The sequence below is a fragment of the Pontibacterium sp. genome (assembly GCF_964228735.1).
Lineage (GTDB): Bacteria > Pseudomonadota > Gammaproteobacteria > Pseudomonadales > Balneatricaceae > Pontibacterium.
Window position 1 is genome coordinate 1 of sequence record NZ_CAXRBQ010000082.1, and the last position, 23,872, is coordinate 23,872.

15 protein-coding genes are annotated in these 23,872 nt (G+C 54.6%); 3 read left to right on the forward strand and 12 right to left on the reverse strand.

Annotation, left to right across the window (positions count from 1 at the left end):
* The 9 genes from ACEQ15_RS08850 to rapA all read right to left on the reverse strand — a co-directional run.
* Positions 1-270 (reverse strand): membrane integrity-associated transporter subunit PqiC (locus tag ACEQ15_RS08850; protein WP_370278775.1); only part of this gene is annotated, 270 nt, incomplete at its 3' end.
* Positions 271-275: 5 nt separating this feature from the next.
* The gene (locus ACEQ15_RS08855; RefSeq protein ID WP_370278776.1) at positions 276-1,886 is read right to left on the reverse strand and encodes an intermembrane transport protein PqiB; all 1,611 of its coding nucleotides are present in this window, start codon (positions 1,884-1,886) and stop codon (positions 276-278) included.
* On the reverse strand, positions 1,879-3,126 hold the full coding sequence (locus ACEQ15_RS08860; RefSeq protein ID WP_370278779.1) for a paraquat-inducible protein A: 1,248 nt from the start codon (positions 3,124-3,126) through the stop codon (positions 1,879-1,881). The genes ACEQ15_RS08855 and ACEQ15_RS08860 overlap by 8 nt, the downstream gene beginning before the upstream one ends.
* Before the next feature lie 100 nt (positions 3,127-3,226).
* Entirely contained in the window at positions 3,227-3,454 is a 228-nt protein-coding gene (locus ACEQ15_RS08865) for a hypothetical protein (RefSeq protein ID WP_282352386.1), read from the reverse strand.
* Positions 3,455-3,514: 60 nt separating this feature from the next.
* Positions 3,515-4,693, reverse strand: coding sequence for a lipocalin-like domain-containing protein (locus tag ACEQ15_RS08870; protein ID WP_370278781.1), 1,179 nt, complete (start codon positions 4,691-4,693; stop codon positions 3,515-3,517).
* An 11-nt stretch (positions 4,694-4,704) separates the two neighbouring features.
* Positions 4,705-7,221 carry an FtsX-like permease family protein gene (locus ACEQ15_RS08875; protein ID WP_370278783.1) on the reverse strand — a complete coding sequence of 839 codons (2,517 nt, stop codon included), beginning with the start codon at positions 7,219-7,221 and terminating at the stop codon, positions 4,705-4,707.
* Positions 7,221-7,892: an ABC transporter ATP-binding protein gene (locus ACEQ15_RS08880; RefSeq protein ID WP_370278785.1), complete on the reverse strand. Its 672-nt coding sequence runs from the start codon at positions 7,890-7,892 to the stop codon at positions 7,221-7,223. Before ACEQ15_RS08880 ends, ACEQ15_RS08875 begins: the two co-directional genes overlap by 1 nt.
* Before the next feature lie 133 nt (positions 7,893-8,025).
* Positions 8,026-8,259, reverse strand: a complete 234-nt coding sequence (locus tag ACEQ15_RS08885; protein ID WP_370278786.1) for a hypothetical protein — start codon at positions 8,257-8,259, stop codon at positions 8,026-8,028.
* 255 nt (positions 8,260-8,514) lie between these two features.
* A complete protein-coding gene (gene rapA / locus ACEQ15_RS08890) occupies positions 8,515-11,388 on the reverse strand; it encodes an RNA polymerase-associated protein RapA (RefSeq protein ID WP_370278787.1) in 2,874 nt (957 codons plus the stop codon).
* A gap of 363 nt (positions 11,389-11,751) precedes the next feature.
* On the opposite strand from rapA, the gene ACEQ15_RS08895 reads away from it, so the two are divergent.
* A complete protein-coding gene (locus ACEQ15_RS08895; protein ID WP_370278788.1) occupies positions 11,752-14,655 on the forward strand; it encodes an EAL domain-containing protein in 2,904 nt (967 codons plus the stop codon).
* A 64-nt stretch (positions 14,656-14,719) separates the two neighbouring features.
* On the forward strand, positions 14,720-15,958 hold the full coding sequence (locus ACEQ15_RS08900) for a DEAD/DEAH box helicase (RefSeq protein WP_370278789.1): 1,239 nt from the start codon (positions 14,720-14,722) through the stop codon (positions 15,956-15,958).
* 50 nt (positions 15,959-16,008) lie between these two features.
* On the opposite strand, the gene ACEQ15_RS08905 is transcribed toward ACEQ15_RS08900, so the two are convergent.
* Together ACEQ15_RS08905 and ACEQ15_RS08910 are read right to left on the reverse strand one after the other, a co-directional pair.
* Positions 16,009-19,440, reverse strand: coding sequence for a DEAD/DEAH box helicase family protein (locus ACEQ15_RS08905; RefSeq protein ID WP_370278790.1), 3,432 nt, complete (start codon positions 19,438-19,440; stop codon positions 16,009-16,011).
* Between the two features lie 9 nt (positions 19,441-19,449).
* Positions 19,450-22,818 (reverse strand): site-specific DNA-methyltransferase, encoded by a 3,369-nt coding sequence (locus ACEQ15_RS08910; protein WP_370278791.1) that lies wholly within the window; start codon positions 22,816-22,818, stop codon positions 19,450-19,452.
* Positions 22,819-23,017: 199 nt separating this feature from the next.
* Between ACEQ15_RS08910 and ACEQ15_RS08915 the strand changes: the two genes are divergently transcribed.
* Complete coding sequence (locus ACEQ15_RS08915; RefSeq protein WP_370278792.1) at positions 23,018-23,182, forward strand: hypothetical protein; 165 nt, start codon at positions 23,018-23,020, stop codon at positions 23,180-23,182.
* 34 nt (positions 23,183-23,216) lie between these two features.
* Here ACEQ15_RS08915 and ACEQ15_RS08920 read toward each other — a convergent pair whose 3' ends face one another.
* On the reverse strand, positions 23,217-23,840 hold the full coding sequence (locus tag ACEQ15_RS08920; protein ID WP_370278793.1) for a Fic/DOC family protein: 624 nt from the start codon (positions 23,838-23,840) through the stop codon (positions 23,217-23,219).
* Positions 23,841-23,872: the final 32 nt, after the last annotated feature.

Sequence of the window (23,872 nt, forward strand, 5' to 3'; positions counted from 1 at the left end):
CACCCGCGTAAAAGCCGGTTCCAGTTCCCCCGCCCAGATATGGTAGGTGGCTACATTCACCACCGTGCCGCCCTTACGGCTGACCACGCCCGGCTGATCAAGCAGCTCGGGCAACGTGACCGGCCCGATCCCCAATGAAACCGATGGTGGCAAACGCTGCGTGGCAGGTTCACTTGCAGCGGTCAGATCATAGAACTGAGTCCGCGGCTGTGCTGCACAACCGACCATTCCCAGGGCAAGTACGCTCAATAAAGCGGTGCGTAACAACATCGTCCTTATTCCTTGTCTTCCTCACGGCCACGCAACAGCGCATCCGGATAACGTTGCAGCTGATCGGTCAGCTGTTCCATCGATTTGGCGGCATCGGCAATATCATCCAATGCGCTGGTCAGGGTGTGGCTAAGCGCAGAGTCCGGCGCTACCGTCTGATCCAGTGAACGCAGGGTACGCTCCAGCTGATCAACCGTGCCATCCAAACCATCGGTGGCCAGCTCCAGGTTCTTCAGCACCCCCCCGGCATTTTCGCCCAAACGCGCATCTTCCAGATCGCCAATCACCGAACGCAGCCCCTTCAGGCTGTTTTTGAGGTCTTCGCCAATCTCTTCGATCGGCAGCGACTGTACCTTGTCCATGATCGAGTTGAGCTGACGGGTTAGCTGACTGAACTCGTTATCGCTGGTTGGCAGCACCAGATAGTCGCCCGACTGGACGATCTCACCCGGTTCACCCGCATCGGGCACCAGATCCACAAACAGGGAACCACCGATCAGGCTGCCGGAGCTTAAGCGGGCTTTCATGCCCCGCGCCACCATCTGATCCATAGACTCCAGCACCTGCTCTTTTGTTGGCACAACCCCCTGCCCCATACGTTCAGGCTGGATAGCGATCAACACGTTGACACCACTGCTTTCACGGCGTTCGTAGTCCAGTGCAATGTGCTCCACACGGCCCACCTGAATGCCCAGATATTCCACCGGTGCCCCAACCTTCAGACCACGTACGGAACCGGCAAAACGCAGCAGAAACGGATACGACACGGAGATCGCACCTTCGCTCACCGCATCCCGGTTGGCAAACAGGTAGAAAGTACGGCCGGGATCAGCCTGCACCGAGCTGGTACTGAGATCCGGCGGCGTATCAAATTCCACACCGCCGGCAATCAGGGAACTGAGTGAGGCCACATCCAGCTCAACCCCTTCCAAACCGATGGTGGCGCCCAGCCCACTCACGTTCCAGAACTGGCTATGCTCGCGGATCAGGTCATCAAACGGGTCTTTTACAAAGATACGGATCTGCACTTTGCTCTGATCGGTAAGCAGCTTGTAGCCTGTCACTTCACCCACCGGCACTTCCCGGTGCAACACCGGCGAGCCTATATCCAGCGATCCCAGCGTATCCGCCACCAGCAGATAGCTGCTGCCCTTGTCGTAAGAACGCACAGACGGCGGCTCCTCCAGACCGATAAAGCTACTTTGCGATTCGCCCACGCCTTCACCGCCCGAGTCCATCTCGATATACACACCGGACAGCAGGGTTTCGATGCCACTTACACCGCTACGCGATACCCGTGGTGACACCACCCAGAAGTTGCTCTGGTCGTTGATCAGCGGTGAAACATAGGCATCCATTTCGGCGGTCACCACCACGCGATTAAAATCTTCACTCAGCTGGATCTGCTTAACCGTGCCGACCTCAACATCGCGATAACGGATTTTGGTGCTGCCCACCTCGATACCGGAGGCACCACTAAACTCAATCTGTATCTCTGGTCCGCGTTCCTGCCAAGCACGCACCGCCAGCCAACCGGCGATCACCAGCGCTAACAGAGGGATAAACCAGACCGGTGACAGGGTTCTGGATTTGGATACCTTCGGTTGTTCAGTCACTATGGGCGTCCCATATCAATCTTGGATCAAAAGTTTCAGCGGCCAGCATGGTCAACACTACCACGCCGGCAAAACAGAGAATCGCGCCGCCGGGTTCGATATTGGCCAACACGCCAAACTGCACCAACGCCACCAGCAAGGTGACAACAAATACATCAATCATCGACCAGCGACCGATAAACTCGGTGACCCGGTACAGCTGCGCCTGCTTGCGTGGGTTGCCTTTACGTCCTCGCTTCACTGCCCACAGCAAGTAGGCAATGGCAAAGATCTTGGCGATCGGCACGATCACACTGGCGACAAACACCACCAGCGCAATCCCGATCGCGCCAGCCTGGAACAGGTGCACCACACCGGACATGATGGTATCACTGCTCTCCCGCCCCAACTGTACGGTGGTCATAATCGGTAACAGGTTCGCAGGTAGGTAAAGCACCGTTGCTGCGATCAGCAACGCCAGCGTGCGCTGATAGCTATCGGGAATACGTTTGCGTACGGTGCTGTGACAGCGCGGACAGTGGTCGTTCACATCCAGCAGGGATTCCCCCACCTGTGCTCCACAACCGTGGCAACCGATCAGGCGTTCACCTTCACGACCGACAAACCGGTTTTCCCACATCAGCCAATGCCAGAGTGCTTCCCGATCAAGGTGAGTGTGGCTGTAAATCAGCACCACGATCAGCGCGGCAAAGGCGAACAGACCAACGCCGGGAATCAGTGTGGCAATATCCCCCAGCTTGATGGTGGTCACCAGTACACCAATAAAGAAGATCTCCATCATATTCCAGGGGCGGATCACAAACAGCAGATGCAGTACCCGCGCCAACCCTGGCGGTTTGATGTTTAACAGGCGCGAGAGGATCACGTACCCCAGACCTGCCAGCTCCACCAATGGCATTAGGAAGATGGTGATAAACACCAGTGACGCCAGCAGGTATTGCTCGCGCTCGAGCAACGCCGTCACGCCACTGAGAATACGGGTGGAATGCTCCTGCCCTGCCGCTTCCAAATCAATAAAGGGAAACATCAGGCTCAGAACAAACAGGATGACACCGGTTGCGGTAAACGCAGCCGCCTGCATCAGCCAGTTACGATGGCTGACCTTCAGCACTTCACCACAATAGGTGCAGCTGAGCTGTTGGCCGTGTTCACAGGGGATATCTTCAAACAGATGGTCGCATCCATGACACACGAGCAAGTTACTATGGGAGGCGGTCGGGACCGGTAAGTGATTGCTCATAAAGGGAGAATAGCGGAGTTACCGCCGATGCGCACCCAATCGGCGCATCGGAGTATGTTGATTTAACAGTTGTTTAGGAAAACTATCAGGCAACTGAATCTCAGAATCGTTCCTGAATACACATTTTGCGTACACCCAGGCTTTTCAGAATATCAGTGGCACGATCCAGTGAATGGTACGTTTTGACCCGCCCGGTGGCATCGGTAAGCGGAAACTGGTGCCCTTCAAAATCTTCCAGAGCAACCTGCCAACCGTCCTGACTGGTCTTCAGCAGGCCCTCACGAATCTGATCCATTGCGACCAGATCCCTTAGCTCTGATACTCGCATGGCTCTACTCCACGTTATGACCTGTGTTCAGTGTAGGTGCCGGTTGGACTTGGCGCTATTCTACTCGTAACCGGTCAGCTCCACGTAGCCCTGGCCATTGTGGCTTCCCGTCACCTTAACCGCGCCCTCCCAGTAACGCACCGAGAGATTATTCTCCTGATTCTTCTGTCGGGGGGTGATGGTCAGGTCCAGATCGTGATCGGGCATCTGCAAGCGCCAACCGGAAGGCCAGCGAATCCCGCTGGGTGAGCGCCAGTGATCACTCACATCCAGCTGTATCAACCGCGCATCGACCGGCAGGCGTTCACCCTGCACATCAAACAGCGCCACCTGCCTGAAGTTGCTTTTGCCGGAACCAGGCCGGGCGGGTAACTCCATAAAAACCAGATCACGCCCGTCTTCCAGCTGCAGCGAAAACCAATCCCAGCCGGTTTGGTACTCGGCCAGAATGTTGCTGCTCCACTCGTGATCATACCAGGCTGCACCGGTGACCGGGATGGATTCACCGGCCAGCTCCAGCTCACCCTCAACCCGTAAACGGGTGTAGGAGTAGTAGTGCGAGGCAAAACCCGGCTCTTCACGTTTCGGGCTGTAGCCCTCTTCCCCCTGATACACACGTGGTTTCTCCGGTACCAAACGCAGACGGTAGCTGAACGATTCACCCACGGCATTGCCCAACGCACCCGCTGTCACCGTTGCTGGAAACAGGTTATCGTTTTGTTCCGCCTGCAGTTGCCAGTCTTCCAGCCAAACGGATAGAGGCTCAGCCTGAGTGCCTGCCAACCCCGGTCCCCGGCGGGAGAACCGCTCTGCCGTCAGGTGTTTATTCTGCCCGAATACTCCCAAGCCCGCGTGGCCCATATAAAACTGCGGTGCCAACCAACCCGACACTGCAGCTCCTTCTTGCTTGGTCAACGCTTGCCGAAATATGGTGAACTGGAAACCAAAGCGCTGCGCTGGATCATCCCGGTGCTGCAGGTTGCCGTTGAGATACCACCATTCACTGCGGAACGTCGGATGGGCCAGGTGATCCTCAGGAAAGCTCAGCACATAATCCGGCTGGGCCTTGGCAAAACGTTCCTCATTCTCCGATCCAGCACTCAGGAAGTCGGTTAGCGACAAACCACCTCCCGCATCAGGTTTTTCATCAGAGCTATCCAACAGCTGATACAAACCCACCACTAACAGCAGCACCAGTATCAACAGTCCGACAATGGGATAAAAGCCACGCTTAAACATATCTGTTCCTCTCACTCCCATCGCCTGATCCCCCGTTGATGGGCGAAACGCCAAGCCGGATAAAGTGAGGCCAGTCCTGCGGCGGACACCGACAACAACAGCGCCGTCAGCCAGTTGGCCAGATCCGGCTGATACGGAATACTCCAGCCAAAAGCACGCAACTGGACCACATGGGTTAATCCCCACGCCAATAGCTCGCCCACCGGTATCGCCAGCAGACCGGCGCCAAGCCCCAGCAACAGAGATTGCCCCAATAGCAGGGAGACCAGTTCCAGCCGGTTCAGCCCTACCGCTTTCAGCAGCGAGACCTCCTCCTGGCGTTCCAGCTGGATCGCCAGCAGACTGCTCAGAATCCCGACAAAGGCCACCACCAGTGCCAACAGGCGCAGCACATCGGTAATCACAAAAGTGCGGTTAAACACCTCCACCGAACGCTGCAGCAGGAGCGAAGAACGCTGCAGCCTCAGATCCAATGCCCCGCCCCAGCGTTCGCGGATAGCTTGCTCAATATCATCGAGCCGACCTGAGTCCGCCAAATAAAGAGCAAGGCCGTAGGGTGATTCCGACCAGTGCCGGATAAAGGTAGTTGCGGGCATCAGAATACGCCCGCTGTCACTGCCGTAGTCGTAGTACACCCCTACCACCGAAAAATCGCGTTCTCCGGCGTTGGTAGTTAATACCAACTGATCCCCGGCCCGAAGTCCCATCCGATTCGCCAGCGGTTCGCTTATCAGTACAGAGTCAGGTTCGGCAAGACGCTGCCAGATCGCATTCCGATCACTGGCTACAAACTGATAAGCCGGACGCATTGGTTGCGGCAGTTCTGAAGCATATAGGTTCACCGGCCGCCCACCGACACTCAATTGAACACGGCGTAGTGTAGCCACCGCTTCAATCCCCTCCAGGGACGCCACATCGGTGATGAATTCAGATGGAAGTGCTTTGCGCACACCTGGCAGTACACGGCTTTGGGAGACATAAAGATCCGCGTTCAGGCGTTCCGTCAGCCACAGCTGTACCGCATCCCGGAAACTGCTGACCATGCCACCTATTCCCACGGTAGCACTGATCGCAATCATCAAGGCCATCGCAGCAATCCCGGTGCGGCTCAAATTGCGCCGGTTATCACGAATCAGCATCAGCAACACCGGCTTTCGTAGCGCCAGCTGTGTACCCGCAAGCTGTCGTTCCAGAAGATGACTTAACCCTGTCAGGGCCGCGGGCATCAGCCAGGCACCCGCCAGGAGCAACGCAGCAATACCAGCAAACGCTCCCCAAAGGCCACTGCCTTGCCAGAGCATCAGCACCAGGGCAATAAACACCAACGCAGGCACACCGTATCGGCCTAACTGCCGACTCTGCTGCAACGCGGTTTGCTCCTGCAGATAACGTTGCTGCAAAGATGCCGGTGGTACGTGCGCCAGTTGCTGGCAGGGTTTCCAGGCTGCCAACATGCAGCCTCCGATACCCATCAATACCAGTTTGCCGAGGGACAGGGGATTCAACAGCAGCAGTGAGAGTGGCGAGGTCACGTACAGATCAGACAGGGTATTCAGCATCAAGCTCAACAACAGCTGGGCCAAAACGATGCCCAACAACAGCCCTGCCAAGGTCCCCACTGTAGCAATCAGCAGCAACTCCATCGCAAGGTAACGGTATAACTCATTCACCGTTAAGCCGAGGGTGCGCAGTTGGGCAAAGATTGGACGACGCTGACTCAGGGAGAAACTTACACTGCTGAATACCAGAAACAGGCCAACCACCAGCGCCAGCAACCCGAGCGCCTGCAGGTTGAAGTAGAGTGCACTGGCAAGTTGCGCCCGCTCAGACAACGCCGCCTCAGTCACCTCCAGTTGCACCCCGCCCGGCAACCAGGCTTTTACCGCAGCAACCTCATCTGCATCCAATATCAAATCAATATGGGACAGATAACCTTCCATCCCAAGCATCCGCTGCGCCTGACCAATATCCATCAGCAACAGTTGCTGCAGACGCGGATCACCCGCATCCTCCAGCAATCCCACCAGGGTAACGGTCTGTGTACCGTTGGCGGTGATCAGCGTTAATTGCTCGTTGAGCCCCACACCGACCTCTGCAGCAGTGGCGCGCGCCATCACCACAGCGGGTGAGGTTTGCAAATCGCTAAAGCCAATATCGCTGCCTGAGATCCGGCCAAGCTGATTACGGAAACCCTGCTCCCGCAACGGATCAACACCGATCAGCTGCATCAGCAGGTGCTCATCGCCGCTGGTTTTGACCACCGAGCTGATCACCGGTGCACTTTGCCAATGGCTCTGCTCTCGTCTCTGCGACACATACAGTGATTCGGGGATTCTTTGCTGGGCCTGGATACGATGAGTGGCACGGCCGTAGATCTGCAACTGCGCCTCCCGGAAACTGTGGCGGGCACTGTCAGTGGTGATCTCAATCGCGGCCACCACTGCAACACCCAGCGAGATACCCAGTAACAGCAGCAGTAGTTGCCAGGGGTGATGACGGAAGTGACGTAAGCTGGCGCGGAAGATCATCAGCTCACCTGCTCCAGCCTGCCCCGATGCAGTCGCAGTACACGGTCTGCGTGTTGGGTCAGAGCTTCGCTGTGGGTCACCATAATGGTGGTCATCTTCTCGCGCTTCAGCGTATCCAGCATCTGCGCCATCACCAGGTCGGCGGTGTCGTTGTCCAGGCTACCGGTCGGCTCGTCGGCCAGCAGCAGCGCCGGTTTGTGCACCAGGGCACGGCAGATCGCCACACGCTGCTGCTCACCACCGGATAGCTGTTCGGGAAACTGGTTGCGTTTGTGGGTCAATCCCATCGCCTCAAGCTGCGCTTCTGCTTTGGGTTGTTCATCAAGACGGCCGTTCAGCGAGAGTGGCAACAGGATGTTTTCCAACACCGTCAGGGTTGGGATCAGGTTGAAGAACTGGTACACCACGCCGATATGCTGACGCCGGAAGCGGGTGCGACCGGCCTCATCCAGCGCAGTGAGGTCTTGCCCCAGCATGCGAATGGTACCGGCATCGGGTTTATCCACCCCGGCGATCAGGTTGAGCAGACTGGATTTGCCGGATCCACTGGGGCCGAGCAGCATCAGTAGTTCGCCACGGTCCATGCGAAGATCGAGATTCTGAAGGATCGACTGCGATGTGCCAGCCACCTCAAAACACTTACAAAGACCGGAAACCTCCAGCACTGACATCATCCCTCTCCCGATTCCATACACACTCTCTCGCTCTACGTGAACCGCTGGCAAGTAGTTTAATTATGCATCAATTGGGAAAGATTGAGGCCGTACCGGGACAGACTCCGGCACGGCTATGGAGAGAGAAAGACTATCGTAGGTAGGGAGGTTGATCCTGCTCAGGTATACAACCGGTGTCCATCAATGGGAATTCATGCTCCAGAAACATCAGTGCAATACCCCGATCTTCGATCCTGATCACCCGCATGGCCAGGGTTGGCATCGCTTTATCCCACCCTTTGCCAAAGACCATCGCTTCCAGCTCCATCCCTATAGAGAACTCGTTGGGGTCAACATCGGTTACGTACACACCACCTTCCGACATATTCGTCACGAGTCCCAGCCAACTGCCACGGCAGGGATGTGATAAACGAACCTGATAGCAGGTTCTGACTCGCCTGTGCTTACGCTTTTCTTCCATAACTAAGCCGCCTCCAGACGTCCAATTATGAATCTTGCGAGTCAGTATAGATCAATATTTACACAGCTGTTTCATGAAATTTACACATGTGTAAATCTAGGTTTACAGATTTGAGGAAAGCCAAAAGAAACGGGGCCGATTGGCCCCGCTGTATGGTGGTTAGTCGTTGGTGACCAGCGCCACGCGAATCGCATCCAGGTTCAGGGAAGCATCTGCCAGATACCCCAACAGATCGTCTTTCTGTGCCTGTTGGTGAACCAGCTCTTCGCTGCGGATGTTCGGATTCACCTTCGCCAGAGCCTGCAGGCGTTCCACTTCGCCGCCCAACAACTGCTCGACCCGATCGGTTGCGTCCTGCAAGGCGGTCTCGCGCTGTGGTTTCGCCACCGCTTCAGCGCGATCCAGCAGCTCCTGGATCTGCTCCCGGCCATGACGCACCAGGTTCTGTGCGGTAGCACGTGGTACACGCTCACCCAGCTTATCGAAGTGCGCCTGGGTCAGTACCTTGCTCAGGTCGTTACCATTGCTGTCGATCACCACGCGGATGGTACCGGCTGGCAGATAGCGGGATACCTGCATCGCTTTGGGCGCGGCGCAGTTGACACGGAACACTGCTTCCAGCAGCAGAGTACCCGGCTGCAGTGGTGGCAGCTTCATGGTACAGACGGCGGTATTACCGAAGTCGCTGCCGAGGATCATCTCCATCACACCTTCCACCATCGGGTGTTCCCAGGTCATGAAGTTCATATCTTCACGGGATAGGGCTTCGGTGCGGCTGAAAGTTGCCGTCATGCCTTCATCCGGCAGTCCCGGGAAGTGCTCGTGCAACATGTGATCGGTTGGGTGCAGCACAACAGAGTCCGGACCGTGGGGCTGCATCTCTACGCCAAACTGGTCAAAGACGTTGCTCATGTAGTCGCTCAGTGCCAGGCGGTCACCGGTCTGCTCCACTTCCGCCAGGATATCCTGGGCACGCGGCAGGTCACAGGAGTTCAGCTCCAGCAGGCGGTCACGACCGTCCTGCAGCTGTTGCAACACCGCTCCTGTTTCGTGACGGGTATCTTCCAGCAGTTTTTCCAGCTGAATTTCATCACGTTGGCTGTCGTCCATCTGGGTGTAGAGCTCGGTCGCGAACTTCAGGAACAGCTGCTGACCGGCGGCACATGGGCGACTGAACAGATCCACACCTTCGTTGTACCAACGCAGCAGGGTTTCCTGGGCGCTATCGATGTAGAACGGTACGTGGATCTGCACAGTGTTTTTCTGACCGATACGGTCAAGACGGCCGATACGCTGTTCCAGCAGGTCCGGGTTCAGCGGCAGGTCGAACATCAGCAGGTGTTGGGCAAACTGGAAGTTACGGCCTTCACTGCCGATCTCGGAACAGATCAACACCTGAGCGGAGTCTTCATCGTCGGCAAAGTACGCCGCTGCACGGTCACGGTTAACCAGCGTCAGGCCTTCGTGGAACGCCGCGCAGCGGATACCCACGCGCAGACGCAGGTGTTCTTCCAGCGCAATCGCGGTCTGTTTGCTACCACAGATCAGCAGTGTTTTTTCATAACGGTGCTCTTTCAGCCACTGTTCCAGCCACGGCACACGTGGATCGCTCTGCAGCCAGTCATCCCCCAGGATACGTTCCGGGTGCAGCAGGTGTTCGATGTTCTGACCTACTTCATGGGCTTTAAATACGTCTGGCGCGTCCAGTGGGTAGGTGGACAGGGCACGGTCCGGGAATCCTTCTACGGCAGCACGGGTATTACGGAACAACACGCGGCCGGTACCATGGCGATCCAGCAGCTTGTTGATGCAATCACGGATCACCTCATCCTGCTGTTCGCTGTGCAGGCCTGCCAGCAGTTTATCCACAGCCTCCTGATCCAGGTAATCTGCCACCAGCTTCTGCATCCCCTCGTCGCTTTCCAGACGCTGGGCAACGTTCTCTTCCTGCAGGTGTTCCACCAGTGTGCTCACCTGACGGTAGCCGGTCTCCTCCTCGCGGAACTCAGCCAGATCGTTGTAACGATCCGGGTCCAACAGGCGCAGGCGGGCAAAGTGACCTTCCAGCCCCAGTTGTTCAGGGGTCGCAGTCAGCAACAGGACACCCGGAATCTGTTGTGCCAGCGCTTCAATCGCCAAGTACAGATGGCTCGCGGCCTCCTCACTCCAGCCCAGGTGGTGGGCTTCATCCACAACCATCAGGTCCCACTGTGCCGCCACCGCCTGAGCGTGACGCTCCGGGTTCTCACTGAGGAAGGACTGGCTACAGAGGATCAGCTGGGCATTTTCGAACGGATTGTCGATGCCGGACATATCCATGGTGATGCAGCGCATCTCATCCAGTACGGTAAAGCGCAGATTAAAGCGACGCAGCATCTCCACCAACCACTGGTACAGCAAGCTGTCGGGTACGGTGACCAGCACACGCTGGGCACGGCCGGTGATCAATTGATGCAAAATGATCAGGCCTGCTTCGATCGTCTTACCCAGACCTACTTCATCAGCCAGCAGTACACGTGGTGCGTGGCGGTTTGCTACCTGGCTGGCGATGTAAAACTGGTGTGGCAGAAGCTGCACACGTGCGCCCAGCAGGCCTGTCACGCCGGATTGCTGCAGGCGGTGCATCTGCTCCAGTGTATCCAGGCGCAGGCGGTAGCGCTTCAACTTGTCGATCTGGCCGGCAAACAGGCGGTCGGCAGGTTTGCTGAACTGAACAAATGCATTCAGCTCGGCTTCCGGTACAACAACGGACTCTCCCTCTTCCGTCGAACCCACATACAGATATACACCGTTGTTTTCGTGACGGTCTTCAACGCTGAATGATACGCCTTCGATAGTCCGCACGGTTTCACCCTGCGCGTAAACCACACGGCTGATGGGCGCATTATCGACGGCGTAGGTGCGTTCCTCTTCCGACGCAGGAAACGCCAATGTTACGCGGCGTCCGTCGGTGTCGGTTACAACACCCAGACCCAGCTCAGCTTCTGTGTTACTGACCCAACGCTGACCTAAAGAATAAGGGGAGTTTGCCAAAGTACTGTGTTCCGTTTTTTTGAAGTGAAATCTGAGGGGCGGCAATGATAGGCGTTTCACCCTCGCCTTACAAAACTTAGTTCAAAATTGCGGAAGAATTTTCCCGTATCAGGACAATCTCGTATGATAGCGCCCCAAAACCGAGGAGAATCAGTGCAGTGCGCTGAAATTCAGGTATACCTTTATGCCAGGGAAGGGGCCGATCATAGTCAAATCGGTCGTGAAGGAAGGAACGGTTAAAAAAACCGCCAACAGATCGAGCGCTGTCTCACGTCCAGCGATCTTCCCATGGAACGAAGATTGATCAACCCAAGTAGCTCCGATAGTCAGAAAACGGAGCTGCCGTGTAGTAGGAACTGGGCGATGACTGTGAAGAAACTCGAGCACCTGTTGAGCCACCCGCTCTATCAACTGCGAACATCAGCCACCATGGCGGAAGCCACCGAACTGATGCATCAATCCGGTACCAGTTCACTGTTGGTAGTTGATCCCAACAATCCGGACCAGCCCGCAGGCATCATCACCGAGCGCGATGTGCTCAAGGCCCTCGCGGCTGATATGCCCGCCGATGCGCCGATCGGCGACGTGATGAGCAAACCGGTGGTTGTAGCACCAGCCAGTACGGAGTTTCGCGACGGATACCATCTGCTGGCATTCCACAATATCCGCCACCTGCTTCTGCTGGACGACAACGGCGATCCTCAGGGGATTATCAGCGAGAGTGATTTTCGCAACCACCTCAGCTCCAACTTTATCTCCCGCCTGAAAGATATCCGTGGCGTGATGAGCAACAGCGCACTCACGGTAGCTCGCAATACGTTGCTGCGCAGTGCGATACAGACCATGGCTACCCACCGCTTCACCTGTGTCGTGGCGACCGACAACGATCTCCCCTGCGGCATCCTGACAGAGAACGACGCGGTTAAGTTCTACAACAGTGACCGGGTCAACAACAGCACGCTGCTTGACGAGGTGATGGTCAAACGGGTGCACACCATCCCCGACAACACCCCCGTACCGGTCGCACTGGAAGCGATGCAGGCACACAACATCCGTCACCTGGTGGTGGTTGACCAGAGCAACAAAGTGCTGGGACTGGTAACCGAACACGACATTGTGCATCAGATCGAGATCGAGTTTGCCGGCGAGATGCGGCGCCAGCGCCAGCTGAACGAATCCGAGCTCAAACGCTACGAGCACAAACTGCACGCGATCTTTGATACCACCAACATCTTCCTTGCGTTACTCGACGCGCAAGGCTGCGTGCTGGAGATAAACGCAGCAGCCCTGAAAATGAGCGGATACAGCCGCTCCGAAGTGCTGCTGAGTCCAATCTGGGAAACCGTTTGGCGCTGCGACGACCTGAGCCAAACGGAACGCTTGCAACAGGTACTGGCCACCACTCGCAACGGTAAAACCAGCCGTCTGGACACCCAACACCTGGATTCGCGCAAGCAGGTACGCTACTGCGATTGCCGCTTCCAGCCGATCCTGAACGACAACAACGACGTCGATTACATTCTGGTCGAAGGGCTGGATGTGACCGATCTGAAGTACAGCCAGCAGCAATTGAAACACCTGGCGTATTACGATCCACTGACCAACCTGCCCAACCGCACCCTGCTGTCCGAGCGGATGCAGGTTGCACTGCAGAAAACCCGTAACAGCGGCAAACTGCTGGTGATCGGTTATCTGGATCTGGACCACTTCAAGCCGGTGAACGACGAGCTGGGCCACGATGTGGGAGACCAGTTGCTGATCGAGGTAGCAAACCGACTGCGCCATGCGTCACGGGCCCAAGACACCATCGCCCGTCTCGGCGGTGACGAATTTGTCTTGTTGCTACCAGGCCACGCAAGCCGTCAGGAAGCCGAAGCGTCCCTGAAACGCATCCTGAACCGCATTGCCGCCCCATACCGTTTGCGCGGCAACCAGATATCGATCTCGGCCAGCCTCGGCTATACGCTGTTCCCCGATGATGACTGTGATGCCGATATGCTGTTACGCCATGCCGACCAGGCGATGTATGCCGCCAAACAGCAGGGCCGTAACTGCTACTACCTGTTTGATAGTCAGCAGAACTGTGTGCAAAACCAGCGCCAGGAGCTGATCCGCCAAGCTGCTCTGGGACTGCGAAATGGCGACTTCGAGCTTTACTACCAACCCAAGGTCAATATGAAAACAGGCCAGGTACTGGGTGCTGAAGCGCTATTGCGCTGGCAACATCCGGAGCGTGGCTTGTTGTCGCCCAACGAATTCCTGCCCCTGCTAACCGGCGATCCACTGATGGCTGAACTGGAAGAGTGGGTGCTGCAACAGGGTATGCAACAACTGCACGAATGGCACCTGCATGACCTGCGCCTGACGCTGAGTGTAAATATCTCAGGCCAATTCCTGCAGGAGAGCGGTTTTGTCGACAAGCTATCCGCACTATTGGCGCAATATCCTACCTTGCCCCCATCCGCGCTGGAATTGGAGATTCTGGAAACCACCGCACTGGAAAACATTACCCGCGCCAGCGAGATCATTCGCCGCTGTCGCGCACGGGGTGTCGGTTTTGCGCTCGATGATTTTGGCACGGGCTACTCCAGCCTGACTCACCTTAAACGCCTGCCAGCGGACGCAATCAAGATCGACTGCAGTTTTGTAGCCGACATCATTGACGACCCCGATAACTTGGCGATTGTGGAGGGCATTATTGGTCTCGCCACTGCCTTCCGCCTCAACACAGTTGCCGAAGGTGTGGAAAAGATCGAACAGGGCCTGATGCTATTGCATCTGGGGTGTGAGGTGGCACAAGGTTACGCCATTGCAGCACCAATGCCTGCGACGCTCTTTCCGGAATGGGCCCGCCAGTTCACACCACCAGTCCAGTGGAGCGGTTCGGTCACCAATCCGATGCCGATCAAGAACTTTCCCCTGTTGGCCGCCAGCGTGGACCACCGCAGCTGGGTCAGCCGCATTCTGGCCTACGTGAACCGGGAAACCCACGAAGTGATTCCAAGCGACGTGCAGGACCATATCAACTGCCGTTTTGGCCAGTGGCTTATTGGCGACGGCCACGCTCACTTTGGGCACACCCAGCGTTGGCAGGAGGTCGATAAGATCCACAAGGCGATCCATGCCCAATCGGCGCAGATGGTGGTTCTGGCATCACAAGGGAAACACGCCCAGGCGCAACAGCTAGCCCCCTCGTTGATCGCCCAGCGGGACGAACTGCTCAATCATTTAACACAATGGTATGCAGACGAGCTGCAACCGGTATAATCTCCGCTTTTGCGGCAGCTAAACTGCCATCAGACTCACTGCCTACAGGTAACACGTCCATACCATGTCATTTATCGACCTCGAACTTGATCTAGAACTGCTGCAATCCCTCGCGGAAAACGAGTTTATCGACGCCACCGAGATTCAGCAGCAGGCGATTCCAGCCATCATGGAGGGTGTGGACCTGTTGGCCTGTGCGGCGACCGGTTCCGGTAAAACACTGGCATTTGTGCTGCCTGCCCTACAGCACCTGCTCGATCAGCAGGAGAAACCGCTGGATGCACCACGCGTTGTAATCCTGACGCCAACCCGTGAACTGGCTAACCAGATCCTGCAGGTGATCAAGAAACAGACCGCACTGACCGATATCCGCAGCGCCATGCTGGTAGGCGGCGTACCGTACGGTAATCAGCAGAAAGAGCTGAGCGAAGGTGTGGATATCCTGGTGGCGACACCGGGCCGTCTGCTGGAGATGGATGAAAAAGGCTGGCTGGACCTCTCCGTGGTACAGATGCTGACCATCGACGAAGCGGACCGCATGTTGGATATGGGCTTTATCGGTGACATCCGCAAGATCGCCGACCTGACACCCATCACCCGCCAGACCCTGATGTTCTCCGCCACCCTGGAAGGTGGACAGGTGGAAGCACTGGCGCAGGACCTGCTGAACAACGAATCCCGCTCCCTCACCCTGGCACCACCGCGTGGTGTCGCCGGTAACATCCAGCAGACGGTCTATCTTGCCGACAACGAGGATCACAAACAGGTGCTGCTGAAATCCCTGATCACCCGCAGCGAGATCAAGCAGGCGCTGGTGTTTGTCGCGTCCCGCAAGCAGGTGGATACCTGGGTGCAGATTATTCGTGGCCTGGGCATCATGTGTGACGGCCTGCACGGTGAACTGCCCCAGGGCGAACGCACTGCCCGCCTGAAGCGGATGCGTCGTGGTCGCCTGAAAGTGATCGTTGCCACCGATGTCGCCGCCCGTGGCCTTGATCTGCTGGATATCAGCCACGTCATCAACCTGCATCTGCCACGCCGGGGTGATATCTACGTACACCGTGCAGGCCGCAGTGGCCGTGATGGCGGTCAGGGTTTTGCCTGGTCTCTGGTGGACAGCAACGATTGGCTCAACCTGGGCCGTATCGAGCGCTATACCGGCCAGAAGATCGCACAAGCCACTATCGAAGGGCTGGAGCCGACACGGGCGATGCCTAAAGAGGTGAAGAAAACCAAGCCGAAGAAGAAAAAATCGGCTGCGGCGAAGAAAGCCGCCAAGAGCAAAACAAAGAAAAAGCGCTGAGTTCAGCGCTTTTTTTGGTTTTCCAGCAGTGAGCTACTGCTGCACTTTAATCAGCTTGTGATCTTTTCCGACAGCGTCCGAATGGCGTCTACACCATCCTGCTCAAACAAGATATTCCAGTCCTCTAACTGCTGCTCGGTTACCGGCTGACCTCTATCGTCACGCCAGTCCCCCAACAAAGTTGCCTTAGGAGTGTTGGAGATCAGAAACGCATCCAACTGAATTGCCGCATTAGCGGAGCTTTGCAGAGCCAGCATCCCTTCAATTTCTTTGATGGTTTTATGGAACTGCACTTTCGGGCTTTGCGGCGTGTGATTACGCAAGCCTTTGGGGTCAACAAACACCACATATTGTTTACCATCACGTACCAGCCACAGGATAAAGTCAGGGTAGAAGCCACCATCCACAAATACACCTACAGCGCCTTGCCCTGTCTGATTGCGTAACAGGTACAACTCAAAGCCTTCAAAAACATCTTGCTCCCATGCAGCCTGCAGATCCTTTATAAACTTCGCTTCACCTTTATTCAGTGCTACCGGGCTAATCTGAAAATCTAACCCCTGGGTTGCGGCAACCAGTGGCTGATAGAAGTGCCTCTCACACCAAAGAAACTCCATCCCTTCCAGTACCTGATCTTTCCAGCGGTTAACGTCTCCAGCCAACACATGACCTCTGAGGTTATCCAGCTGTTTGATCAGCATTTCATGGCGCACAGAGTCCAGCGTCAGTGTGTAACTACCCTGGGGCGCGCTGTCAGTGATGCCAAACAGATACTTGTTGTTCTCAGTAATCGGGCGATATTCAAGTTTATCGGCTTCCCACTGCTTGCGACGGAAGCCATAAAATTTCTCGCAATATTTACGCAGCAACGCCCCTGCCATTTCGTGCCATAGATCCAGCCTGCTGAGATCACCCAAATCCATAACAGATTGGGGGGCATAAAGCTCATACCAACTATCATCCGCAAGAATCTCGCACACCCGCTGTTGGGAGATAGTCAGATTGGACCAGCGTCTGTCTCGCTTAAACGCCAGCAGTTCAAAATAGAGGGCCTCTTCATCCATAAGAGCCAGATGAGTTTTAGTAAATCGCTGTCTCTGTCGGTTAGCTTGTCGCTCACCCTGTTCATCTGTGGCGAAGCTCCCAACACGCGGATAAAAGTCTAGCTGCACTCTTGCTAACTGACAGAAATAATTAAACGCCTCAGTCTGCCCCTTCAGCAAAAACTCTGATGGCGAAAACAGCTCCACCTGCTCAGCCAGCTCAAGAAAGGCCGTACCCGAACCACCAATCGCTTTACCGGCAATTTCAGGCTTAATACGAATAACCGGTAGATTTTGTGGCAGGTTATCTATCGCTTTCAGTGGCAACTCATACTCTACCAGCCCCTGATTTACCGGAATCTCTTCATCTTCCAACTCTTTGCGGAACTGCTGAATGTAATCGGCCTTCACACCAAACACATTCAGAGTTTCCAAGATGCCGATATGCCTTGGACGCTCTAACCCAACCTGTTTCAGTTCATTAACCAGTTCTGCCGAGCGCTTCAGCGTTGTCTGGAAACCTTTCAGGCGCACACCCCGGCCAAACAGCTGAATGATCTGGGCACCCTCTTTTTTGCCTACGTTCATCAATGTCATGTTGGATACACGCCAGCTACTCCACCCTTCAGTAAACTTCTTGGAGCCTAACAGCAGGTTGATCTGCGAGTTGTCCTGATTGATGGTATTGAACAATGAAGCGCTGAATCGGGCATCCTGCGTCACCAGATCATGCTTTTCACAGAGCTTCACCAGCTTGCTGTCATCGCCCACATTGATCACACCAAATGGAGTATCCGAAACACCACCGCGCAAGGCGATTTCACCCGCCACGCCGGTAATGTTTTCCACATACAGATGACCGCCACTGCAATGGAAAATCCGCTCCAGAATATCCAGATAGAGATCAGCCGCTGAGAGATTCAGCTCTTTCAGATAATTGAAACGACCATCCAAAAGATTGCGACCGCCTGCGGTTTCCATTCCCTGTTTCAGCAACACATCTATCGCGTTGATGGTGCTTTCACGCTGGCTCAGTACCCGATCTACAAATTGCAGCACTTTTACCGTGTCGGAGGCTTCGCCGCTACTCAAATTGGCGGTGACCTTAGAGCTCACAAACACCCAAAGCGGTCGGCTGAGATTAAAGCGCTTAAACAGATCAGGCTGATCATCAAACAGGCGTAACTGCTGGTAGTAACTCAGTAGCGAAGCCACCAGATAGCGGTATTCGTCTTCGCCATCCTGGTTTTTCTCCAGGTTGAGAATCTGCGACTGCTTGCCGTAACCATCGCTGTAAAAGTGACGGTAGGAGTAATCAAACAGAATCGACTTGGTGTAGGTCTGACGCAGGTTTTCGTGCTGCCCGGCCGATTGCGCAAAGGTCGCCGAATACTCAAAGGAGAAACCCTGTTCGCAGAGGCGCTGTCGGTAGTCCAGCCAGGTACCGCCGCCACTGGCAGTACCGCGGTGACCTTCATCCACCAGCAACAGGTTATTGCTGCCAAAGCTATCGACCGCTACGGTTTTACTTTTTTCGCTTTCCCGTAGCTTGTTGATATCAATCACCTGCACCGGATTCTGCGCAAACAGATCGCTCTGTCCGCCTCGGTTGCTGAACTCTGTGGCCTCGATACCCGAGGTTTTCAGCTCCTGCAGATGCTGTCGGGTAAGCCCCTCATTGGGCGTCAGCAGGATGATCTGATTGATATTTTTTGCTTTGCCAAAGCGTTTCAGGTAATAGCGAAACTGCTGGATATTGGCGTGCATCAACAGGGTTTTACCCGATCCGGTCGCGTTCCAGAAGGCGATACGGCCCAACTGGGGCCAGAGATCATCATCCGGGTTTAACAGCTCCAGCGGTTTGTGATTCACCTTTTGTTCATCTACCCAGTGGGTATTCCAGCGCTGAATCTGTTCATTCAACTCATTGAGCAGTTCTTCCGGGCGGGTAAAGAAGTAGTCGAGATAGATCTCAGTAAACAGCAGGGCCAGATACTGGAAGTATTTCCACTCCAGCTCGATTTCACCGGCGGTCAGGCGAGCCTGATTGATCTTGTCGGTGATCTGTTTGATATGACGGTCGTAGTCCAGCAACTGCTCTTCAGTCAGCTTGATACGTCCGGTGGCGATCTGCCCCGGACCGTTATCAAAGTGCTGAATCATCGCTTCAATGATTTTGTGTACGCCATCACCATTGCGGCCCGTCACGTCGCCCATCAACTGGAAGCGGTCACGGAAGGCTTCCAGCGTAGCGGCTTCACGCCGGTCCTGCTTATCCACCGGATAACGCCCGGACACCGCCTCAAAACCAAACAAACCAAACAGCCACTGATTAAGCACCAGATGATGACGAAACTCCAGCGACTGCTTTTTGCCTTTCTTGGCGCGCACACCCGTGGTTTTTGCCGCCGACTTTGCGGTATTTATTGCCGTCGCCATACCGCCCCCTTACAGTACGCTGGATTCAGTGTTGGCAAACATCAGGCGATGGAAGGCTTCCTCAATCAGCTGAATGCGCGCTTCCTTCATCATCTCTCCACGGCGGTTTTTTGGAATGGCGATATTGTGGTCACCGTTCACGTAGAGGATATCCACCTCATCATCCTGACTGCTACTCAGACGGATATTCAGCTTTTCGATCAATACCGCGTCCAGCACCGCATTGTCTTTCAGCAGCGCCTTTTCATCATTTGCGCCCTGCTGAACCGCCAACACGGACGGCAGGTTGCGCCACACCACCAGCACCTTCTGCCCGGCACGATTCACACCATAAACGGTACGGAACCACCAGGCTCCCTGCTCGCTACGTTTCACCTGCGCCTGCCAGCGGCCCAGCTCGGTCTGGCTGATCTCGGCATCAAAGTGCAGCGGTGCGGCAATATGCTCCACTGTTAAGCCCAACAGGTAGTTAAAGCTTTCCAGCAGATCCACGTTAATCGCCTTGGTTTCATCCCCACTGGCGGACCGAACATTCAGCTGATATTGGGTAGGATCGGTAAACAGCTTGGTATTCAGCAAAGAAGCAGAACCCCGGGTTTCCACCTCTAGCATATAGTTCATCACATAGCTCTGGCGGGCCTTGTCCAGCTCGGAGTTTTCATGGGCTTCCAGCAGGGTTTGCTGGCCTTTATCCCGTTGCAACGCCAGATTGCCAAGGGCATCTTCGTAGCTTTCGAGACGGATGGTTTTAAAGCAGTGGGACACGCCGTTATAACTGCCGGTATCGTCCGACACAGGTGCACCAGCTTTCCAGTTTTCTGCGTAAACCACTTTTTGGATACGGGGTTTGAGTATCCGGTCAAAATATTCGCCCATCTCGACCAATACGAATTTGCGGCGGCTTTTGCTAGAGCGGTTTGAGTTAACGACTGCATGAGCTGTAGAGCCAGAGCCAGCGTAAAAATCAAGTACCGTGTCATTTGCTCCCAGATTCGCAGTTGTTATGACTCGATTAATTAATTTAGTTGGCTTGACCGTGTTGAAAACTTCCCCACTAGATTCAAAGCTAAATGCTGAAACTAGTTCCCGCTTAGCTTCTTGGGTATGCCCAACATCCTTATAATTCCAAATTGTAACTGGAGTGACACCATCTTTTACTTCAGATAAGTATCGCTTCAGACGAGGCATATTATTCTTGCTCTCTCCCCAATAGATGCGGCCTTCTTTATCTAGCTTACTGAAGTTAACCTTTGAGACTCGCCAATAGTTTCCAATTGCAGGGCGAAATGTATTACCTCCTGGAGCAGTTACTTCGTAAGTCCCTTCAGAGTAAAAATTCCTTGCTGTCAGATCACCAGATGTCCACACACCTCTAGGATCGCTGTCGGGATTGGAATAGCGATCAATGGCTTCTTGGCTTCGAGGTAGAAGACCAATATTGAATTCCTGGGCATTCTTGGCATAACACAGCAAATAATCGTGATTTTCAGAAAAGTACTTTGCTGTATTCCTTGGGGAGAAGTTCTTCTCCCAAATAATGTTAGCGATAAAATTTTGCTCGCCAAACGCTCCATCTAACATAACTTTGAAGGCGGCCATTTCACTGTCATCGATACTCGCAAACTGAATACCCGTTTCTTTGAGGTACGAACGAGAAACACTGACCGAATTCATTACTGCCGTAGCCCAACTGGAATGCTTCAGTGAGTCTTTGTATAAAAACCCATCATTGCCAGTGTTGTATGGCGGATCAATATAGATACACTTAACCTGCTCCTTATAACGCTCCTGCAGCAGGTTCAGGGCCTGGAAATTCTCCGAATGCACCAACAGACCATCACATTGCTCATCCAGATCGTCGATGGTCGCCAATAGTTGGGCTTTAAACGCTTCATCGAAGTGACGAGTATCCAGCATCAAAAAACGATACTTAGGCTGCTCCAGAAGCTGCGCTACTGATTTTTCCTGAAGATCTTGCGCCAGTTGTTCCAGATCCAGCGCATAGAGATTGGCCCAGTCGTCGCGCTGAGCGCGGTTGTCAAATACCAGCGCCAGCAACTCGTCATGGTCCGCCAGACGGTCCAGAGTAATGCAGTATTGGGTATCGGTTACAAACTTTTTCTTCAGCCAGAGCTTTTTCTGAAAGTTTTCCAGCTGGGCCAGAAAGGCGATGATCTTTTCACCCAACGTCCGGATCACTTCAATTTTGCTGAGTAGCGGTGCCAGGCGAGCAGTATTGTGCTTGAGACTCGCCAGATCGTCCCAGTCGAGCAGTTCATTTTTGATATAAAAGTCCAGCTCGCGGGTCAGGAACCCGCCCAGATCCTTGTGGATAAAGTAGTCAAAGCTGTTTTTCTTGGTGTAGTTGTTCAGCTGGCCCTGCAGCTGGCTGTACTCTGCCTGTTCGCCGTTGGCTTTGGTGTAGGGCAGGGCCAGTTTTTCCTGCCACTCAACAGGCAGTTGGCTCTCGGTGCTTAACAACCATTCCACAGCGGTGGATACCAGCACACCCTGTACCGGCGGTTTCTTCTTCGCGGCGGCTGTGGCTTTGCTCAGCGCTTTCAACGTGGCGTTATTGGTTTGCCAGTCATCCAAGGTTGCAGCACGGAATACAAAACGCAGTTGTAACTCTTGAAACGCTTGTCCGTTTTCGTTGGCTTCGCCTTCGATCAGCTCGAACGGCTGTTCGGCATCCGGAATAAAGACGCGTTTGCTGCTGTCGCTCTCTTTGTTGTTGTTCTGGGCACCGGCGTCAGCGTCCACCAGCTTGAAATGCACCCGCATTGGGTTGGGATCGGTTTCGCTGATACGGGTATTCAGTCGGAAGCTGTAATCGCGCAGGGTTTCGCTACTTTTGATGTAGTACTGGTCTTTATTGGCCCAGTGCAAAACCACCTCTTCCCCTTGATAAGGGATAGCGTAGGTGCCGTTTTTATAGACTCGACGGGAGAGGAAATCACCTTCGTCGTAGTAACGCTTAAAGAAAGTAACCAGTGCGTCGTAAACTTCTCCCTCTTCCCGCGCCAGATCAAAGCCATCGTTCAGTTGCGCTTTTAGCTGTTGTACTTTGGGTAAGCTATCGGGATCTACTTCCAGCGCCCGTGCGCCAGCAACGGCCTTGGCCAACTCTCTTTGTAGCTCGGCTTTGTCACTGCTGGCAAAGCTGGCAAACGCTTCCTGAGTGATGCGTGGCAGGTCACGTTCAATAAAACGATTAATGTCATCCTTGCGGGCGTGCATGATGCGATAGAGGCCAAAATCCAGCTCAGGCTGGTTTAGCTGAAACATCTCGCGCAGCAATCCGGCAAAGGTTTCACGGCGCTGATTGGCCTTGATCACCTGTGTTTGATTGGAACTGAGCGGTTGTGAGTCGGTCATGCGGGGATCCTTGGTATAGATACAGCGTGTTGCCGCACATTAGCCGCCTTTGTGAAAGCGAACTGCGCGGCGATATACAGATACAAATCGGGGTATTCTGCGGGAAGTGAAGCCCAATGGCTAGCGCAGCTTAAACAAGCCGGTTTAGGCTTATCCAAGCAATTTTGTTATACTACTTAGATACGTTAGCGAGGTGATTATGACACGCCAACCCAAACAGGCTTCACGCAAGATTAACCGGGATCAGATTCGCCGTTCTGTGGCCAGCTCCAGTGCCATTGAAACCGGTGAAGCTTCTGCCAAAATTGAAGCCCGCCTGAAGTCAGGCAAACGCCGCTTTCCACAGTTAGCCCTGGCGAGCTAATTCATACTTGTTGAATCAATAATTTCTGTGAGCACTAGTCTTCACCAGCCTGTTGCTCCAGTACATCACGCACAAGCCGTGCTACATGCTGGTAATCACCACCCACACCGGCCTGTATCGCCTTAAAGTAATACGCTTTGTTTTCTTCCCACAGCTGATAATCCAGCGGTTGGAATCCTGCTTTCAGCGCCATCACGTTCAGTAACAAGCGGGATATCCTGCCGTTCCCCTCGCGAAACGGATGAATCAGAATAAATTCCACATGGCTTTCGGCCAGCAGGTTCACGACCTCGTCATCAGCCAGATCCGGTAACTGCTCAAAACGACTTAGGTATTGCTTATCAAACTGTTTGATAAGTGCAGGCAACTGACCCGCAGCGGCAAAGTGAAAATCTCCTTTGCTCATATTAACGGTGCGGGTTTCACCTGCCCAATCGTACAGGTTGCCCAACCACTGTCGATGCCATCGCTGGATATCAGACATAGATAGTGTGGCCCACGATTGCTCCAACACCACTAAGTACAGTGCGTCCAGTAGCTCTGTTTCTGCGTCGTCAATGTCCTGCTTAAGCGTCAGGCCGAGCCGATTCCGAAGTACACCTTCCTCGCCACCGGGTTGATACTCGCCTTCACTGCTTGTTACATCGTATCGACTCACAGACATATTCCTCTGAACACAGAAGCTGTGTT

Excerpts from the sequence above, each read along its gene's own strand:
- ACEQ15_RS08880 (WP_370278785.1), bottom strand. The coding sequence starts at position 7,892 with ATGTCAGTGCTGGAGGTTTCCGGTCTTTGTAAGTGTTTTGAGGTGGCT.
- ACEQ15_RS08875 (WP_370278783.1), bottom strand. The coding sequence starts at position 7,221 with ATGATCTTCCGCGCCAGCTTACGTCACTTCCGTCATCACCCCTGGCAA.
- ACEQ15_RS08885 (WP_370278786.1), bottom strand. The coding sequence starts at position 8,259 with ATGTCGGAAGGTGGTGTGTACGTAACCGATGTTGACCCCAACGAGTTC.
- ACEQ15_RS08915 (WP_370278792.1), top strand. The coding sequence starts at position 23,018 with ATGACACGCCAACCCAAACAGGCTTCACGCAAGATTAACCGGGATCAG.
- ACEQ15_RS08860 (WP_370278779.1), bottom strand. The coding sequence starts at position 3,126 with ATGAGCAATCACTTACCGGTCCCGACCGCCTCCCATAGTAACTTGCTC.
- ACEQ15_RS08910 (WP_370278791.1), bottom strand. The coding sequence starts at position 22,818 with ATGACCGACTCACAACCGCTCAGTTCCAATCAAACACAGGTGATCAAG.
- ACEQ15_RS08905 (WP_370278790.1), bottom strand. The coding sequence starts at position 19,440 with ATGGCGACGGCAATAAATACCGCAAAGTCGGCGGCAAAAACCACGGGT.
- ACEQ15_RS08895 (WP_370278788.1), top strand. The coding sequence starts at position 11,752 with ATGACTGTGAAGAAACTCGAGCACCTGTTGAGCCACCCGCTCTATCAA.
- ACEQ15_RS08865 (WP_282352386.1), bottom strand. The coding sequence starts at position 3,454 with ATGCGAGTATCAGAGCTAAGGGATCTGGTCGCAATGGATCAGATTCGT.
- ACEQ15_RS08900 (WP_370278789.1), top strand. The coding sequence starts at position 14,720 with ATGTCATTTATCGACCTCGAACTTGATCTAGAACTGCTGCAATCCCTC.
- ACEQ15_RS08870 (WP_370278781.1), bottom strand. The coding sequence starts at position 4,693 with ATGTTTAAGCGTGGCTTTTATCCCATTGTCGGACTGTTGATACTGGTG.